General features: G+C 68.9%; 6 protein-coding genes. 5 read left to right on the top strand and 1 reads right to left on the bottom strand.

Features of this window, described 5'->3' with window-relative positions; all coding sequences use genetic code 11:
• From ACFFNX_RS42065 to glnA, 5 genes are all read left to right on the top strand, one after another.
• On the top strand, nt 1-312 hold a 312-nt coding region (locus ACFFNX_RS42065; RefSeq protein ID WP_378211842.1), incomplete at its 5' end, for a penicillin-binding transpeptidase domain-containing protein.
• Between the two features lie 163 nt (nt 313-475).
• Nucleotides 476-1195 carry a substrate-binding periplasmic protein gene (locus ACFFNX_RS42060; RefSeq protein ID WP_378211840.1) on the top strand — a complete coding sequence of 240 codons (720 nt, stop codon included), beginning with the start codon at nt 476-478 and terminating at the stop codon, nt 1193-1195.
• Nucleotides 1165-2019, top strand: a complete 855-nt coding sequence (locus ACFFNX_RS42055; protein ID WP_378211838.1) for an amino acid ABC transporter permease — start codon at nt 1165-1167, stop codon at nt 2017-2019. Before ACFFNX_RS42060 ends, ACFFNX_RS42055 begins: the two co-directional genes overlap by 31 nt.
• Entirely contained in the window at nt 2016-2777 is a 762-nt protein-coding gene (locus ACFFNX_RS42050) for an amino acid ABC transporter ATP-binding protein (protein ID WP_378211836.1), read from the top strand. The genes ACFFNX_RS42055 and ACFFNX_RS42050 overlap by 4 nt, the downstream gene beginning before the upstream one ends.
• Before the next feature lie 96 nt (nt 2778-2873).
• Complete coding sequence (glnA, locus tag ACFFNX_RS42045; protein ID WP_378211834.1) at nt 2874-4235, top strand: type I glutamate--ammonia ligase; 1362 nt, start codon at nt 2874-2876, stop codon at nt 4233-4235.
• Nucleotides 4236-4272: 37 nt separating this feature from the next.
• Here the strand turns inward: glnA and ACFFNX_RS42040 are convergent, their stop codons facing one another.
• Nucleotides 4273-4653: a DUF1622 domain-containing protein gene (locus ACFFNX_RS42040; protein WP_378211832.1), complete on the bottom strand. Its 381-nt coding sequence runs from the start codon at nt 4651-4653 to the stop codon at nt 4273-4275.
• Between the last annotated feature and the right edge of the window lie 317 nt (nt 4654-4970).

Raw genomic sequence — 4970 nt, 5'->3', positions numbered from 1 at the left:
TCCCCGCGGCTGGTCGCCGGGCACCTGCTCGGCCGGCGCGCGGCCGAACGGCTCCCGGCCGCGGTCACCGCCGGGCTCCGCTCGATGATGGGCGACGTCGTGCGGTACGGGACGGCCGCGGGCGCCCGTCTGCCCGCCGGGACGCACGGCAAGACGGGCAGCGCCGAGTACGACTCCGCCGGTCACACCGACGCCTGGTTCATCGGATACCGCGGTGACCTGGCGTTCGCGGCCTTCGTCGAGCACGGGGGAGAGGGCGGAAAGGTCGCCGCGCCGATCGCCGCGAGGTTCCTCGTCGTGGCCAGGTCGTGACCTGCAGTCGTCCCTCCTGGTAGCGGCAGATATGACATAGTCTCGGGCATTGCTTTGCAGCGAACCTGGAGGAATTGTGCCCATACGTCGCCGGTTGGCCGCCGCAGCCGGGCTTTGCGCGACCGCCCTCGTCGTCACCGCCTGTGGCAGCGGAGACAAGGGGGTGACGGTCCAGGGCGCCAAGCTCGTGAAGAAAGGCGCCATCACGACCTGCACTCATATGCCGTACCCGCCGTTCCAGTCTCCGCAGGGCGGCAAGGTCGTCGGCTTCGATGTCGACCTGATCGACCTGGTGGCCAAGAAACTCGGCGTCACCCAGAAGATCATCGACACGCCCTTTGAGACGATCAAGACCGGTTCGGCGCTGAACGCGGGCAAGTGCGACGTGGCCGCCGCGGGCATGACGATCACGGCCGACCGGGCGAAGTTCATCGACTACTCCAAGCCCTACTTCGACGCCACTCAGGCCGTGATGACCAAGAAGGGCATCACGTACGCCACGGTCGAGGACCTGAAGGCCAAGAAGATCAAGATCGGTGCCCAGGCGCAGACCACCAGCGAGGAGTTCCTCCAGGGCAAGGGCATCGACCCCAAGTCCTACAAGGACGCCGAGAGCCTGCTCAACGGCCTGCGCAGCGCCCAGGTCGACGCGATCATGGCGGACTACCCGGTCGTGCAGGGCTGGCTCAAGGACCCGGCCAACGCCAAGTTCGGCCTCGCGGCCAACATCCACACCGGCGAACAGCTGGGCTACGCGGTCCGCAAGGGTCACAACCCCAAGCTGCTGGCGATCATCAACCAGGTGATCGACCAGGCCAAGCAGGACGGCACCTACAAGAAGATCTACGAGAAGTGGATCGGTCCGCTCCCGGCGGGCAGCTGAGCGTGGCGACGGCACAGGAAGCGGCGCCACGGCTGACGCGGCGCCGCCGCCGGCAACTGGTGCTCGGCGGCGAGTACGCCATCTTCGTCGTGGTGGTCGTCGGCCTGGTCGCATCGGCCGACTGGGGCCAGATCCACACGAACTTCGCCAACTGGAGCATCGCCAAGCAGCTCTTCCCCGACGTCATCACCGTCGGGCTCCGCAACACCCTGATCTACACGATCACCGGGTTCGTCCTCGGCCTCGCGGCGGGACTCGTCCTGGCGCTGATGCGGCTGTCGTCCGCGGCGCCGTACCGCTGGTTCGCGCTCGTGTACATCGAGGTGTTCCGCGGCCTGCCCGCCCTGCTGATCTTCGTGTTCGTGGGCACGGGCGTGCCGCTGGCCTTCCCCGGCACCAATCTGCCCGGCGGGGTGTACGGCCAGGCGGCGCTCGCCCTCGGGCTGGTCTCGGCCGCGTACATGGCCGAGACGATCCGGGCCGGCATCGAGGCGGTGCCACGCGGCCAGATGGAGGCGGCGCGCACGCTCGGCATGTCGCACGGCCGCGCGATGCGGACGATCGTCGTGCCCCAGGCGCTGCGGATCGTGATCCCGCCGCTCACCAACGAGCTCGTCCTGCTGTTCAAGGACTCCTCGCTGGCGCTGTTCCTCGGCCTCACCCTGACCGAGCGCGAGCTGTCCAAGTACGCCAACGACGTGGCGAGCCAGCAGGGCAACTCCACACCCATCATCATCGCGGCGCTCTGCTACCTGATCGTCACGATCCCGCTGAGCTACCTGGCACGGCGTCTCGAGGCCCGGCAGAAGAGGGGACAGCGATGATCGAGGTACGCGATCTGCACAAGGCGTTCGGCGAGCTCGAGGTGCTGCGTGGCATCGACCTGGAGGTCGGTGCCGGCGAGGTCGTCTGCGTGATCGGCCCGTCCGGGTCCGGCAAGTCGACCCTCCTGCGCTGCGTGAACCTCCTGGAGCAGCCGACCTCGGGCACGATCGTCGTCGACGGCGTCGAGCTGACCGACCCCGAGTGCGACATCGACGCCGTACGCCGCCGCATCGGCATGGTCTTCCAGCAGTTCAACCTCTTCCCGCACCTGTCGGTGCTGGCCAACGTCACCGTCGCCCAGCGCAAGGTGCTCCGGCGGTCCGCCGCCGAGGCGGAGAAGACGGCCCGCGAGAACCTCGAGCGCGTCGGGCTGGCCGACAAGATCGGCGCCTACCCGGCGCAGCTGTCCGGCGGCCAGCAGCAGCGCGTGGCGATCGCCCGCGCCCTGGCGATGGGCCCGGCCGTGATGCTCTTCGACGAGCCGACGTCCGCGCTCGACCCCGAGCTCGTCGGCGACGTCCTCGCGGTGATGCGGAGCCTCGCCGTCGAGGGCATGACCATGATGGTGGTCACCCACGAGATGAGCTTCGCCCGCGAGGTCGCCGACCGCGTCGTCTTCATGGACGGCGGCGTGATCGTGGAGGAGGGCCCGGCGGCGGAGGTCATCGGCGCGCCCGCGAGCGAGCGCACCCGCACGTTCCTGTCCCGTGTCCTCGACCCGGCGGCCGCGCAGGTCGGCGAGGTGGAGGACGCCTGATCAGGCAGCTGATCAGGACTCGTAACGTGGGAGAAACACGGAGACGGCACAATGTAAGTTGCCACTGAAGTCTCCGAGCTTACGAAGGGATCGGTTTTGGATCGTCAGCAGGAGTTCGTGCTCCGCACGCTGGAGGAGCGCGACATCCGTTTCATCCGGCTGTGGTTCACCGACGTGCTCGGGTTCCTCAAGTCGGTCGCTGTCGCGCCTGCCGAACTCGAACAGGCGTTCGCGGAGGGCATCGGGTTCGACGGGTCCTCGATCGAGGGCTTCGCGCGGATCCACGAGGCCGACATGCTCGCCAAGCCGGATCCATCGACCTTCCAGGTGCTGCCGTGGCGGTCCGAGGCACCGGGTACGGCGAGGATCTTCTGTGACATCCTCATGCCGGACAGCACGCCGAGCTTCGCCGACCCGCGCTTCGTCCTGAAGCGCACGCTGGCCCGCGCCGCCGACCTGGGCTTCACCTTCTACACGCACCCTGAGCTGGAGTTCTACCTGCTCAAGGAGCAGGTCACCGAGGGCGGCAAGCCGGAGCCGGTCGACTCGGGCGGCTACTTCGACCACACTCCGCACCGCGCCGCGCACGACTTCCGGCGCAGCGCGATCATGATGCTGGAGTCGATGGGCATCTCGGTGGAGTTCAGCCACCACGAGGGCGGGCCCGGCCAGCAGGAGATCGACCTGCGGTACGCCGACGCGCTGACCACGGCCGACAACATCATGACGTTCCGGCTGGTGATGAAGGAGGTCGCGCTCGAGCACGGCGTGTACGCATCCTTCATGCCCAAGCCGTTCACCGAACAGCCGGGCTCGGGCATGCACACCCACATGTCGCTGTTCGAGGGCGACCGCAACGCCTTCTACGAGCCCGGCGCGGAGTACCAGCTCTCCAAGGTCGGACGGGCGTTCATCGCGGGCGTCCTGCGGCACGCGGCCGAGCTCACCGCGGTCACCAACCAGTGGGTCAACTCCTACAAGCGGCTGTGGGGCGGTGTCGGCGCCTCCGCGGGCGCGGGCGGCGAGGCCCCGCCGTACATCTGCTGGGGCCACAACAACCGCTCCGCCCTCGTGCGCGTGCCGATGTACAAGCCGCAGAAGGGCCACGCGACCCGCATCGAGTTCCGGTCGCTGGACACGGCCTGCAACCCGTACCTCGCGTTCGCGGTCATCCTCGGTGCCGGGCTCAAGGGTATCGAGGAGGGGTACGAACTGCCCCCGGGCGCGGAGGACGACGTGTGGGCCCTGACCACGGCCGAACGCCGCGCGATGGGCATCGAGCCGCTGCCGCAGAGCCTCGATGAGGCCATCGTCTCGATGGAGCGCAGCGAACTCGTGGCCGACGTGCTCGGCGAGCACGTGTTCGACTTCTTCTTGCGCAACAAGCGCGCGGAGTGGGAGGACTACCGTCGCCAGGTGACGGAGTACGAGCGCGACCGCTACCTCAAGGTGCTGTAGGCGCCGGCCGGGTCCCTGTGCCGCGTGACCTCCGGTGTCACACCTCTGGCGTGTCCGGCGGGCGGGTCGTCCTGCGGCGCTGCCACGGCCAGGCGCCCTCCAGTTCCACTTCGAGCGAGAAGCTGAGCACGGTCCGCACCGCGACGATCAGTGCGAGGACCCCGACGCTGGTGAACGTCGGGGACGCGGCGACGGTACGGATGATGTCACCGGCGACCAGGAACTCCAGCCCGAGCAGGATCGCCCGCCCGAGGTCCTGCCGGTAGAGCCGGTACGCGCCGGAGAGCCGGCCGCCGTCGCGTCGGAGACGAACCGCGAACACGACCGTCACGACGAGGGCGCCGACGACGATGACCGCCACCCCGACGACGTCGACACCCGCGCCGACCGCCTCGGCGATGCCCACGAGGTCCGCCACGTGCTGGTCATACCCAGTTCAGGCTGGTGCGTTGGTCCGCGCGCGGACCGGGAGTTGAGCGAACGCGACCGCTGCCGGGCGGTTCACCGCGCGAGCCGTTCCCGCCAGGGAGGTGCGCCGAAGGAGTGTGCCAGAGCGTCGCTCGACCAGCGTCGTCGCCCCGGGCCGAGGACGACCGCCAGGAGATCGGCGTGGTCCTTCGGCCGGGGAGTGTCCCGGAGGGTGGGACTTCGGAACACGCCCTAGGTGTGATGTCCGGGGAGGTTGTCCCGCCTGGCGGCGGTGTGTCGGTCTGACAGGTGAAGGCCTCCGGTTGT

Origin of the sequence: Actinoallomurus acaciae (assembly GCF_042429965.1) — a bacterium.
Classification (GTDB): domain Bacteria; phylum Actinomycetota; class Actinomycetes; order Streptosporangiales; family Streptosporangiaceae; genus Actinoallomurus; species Actinoallomurus acaciae.
This window is presented reverse-complemented; position numbering and strand designations above follow the sequence as displayed.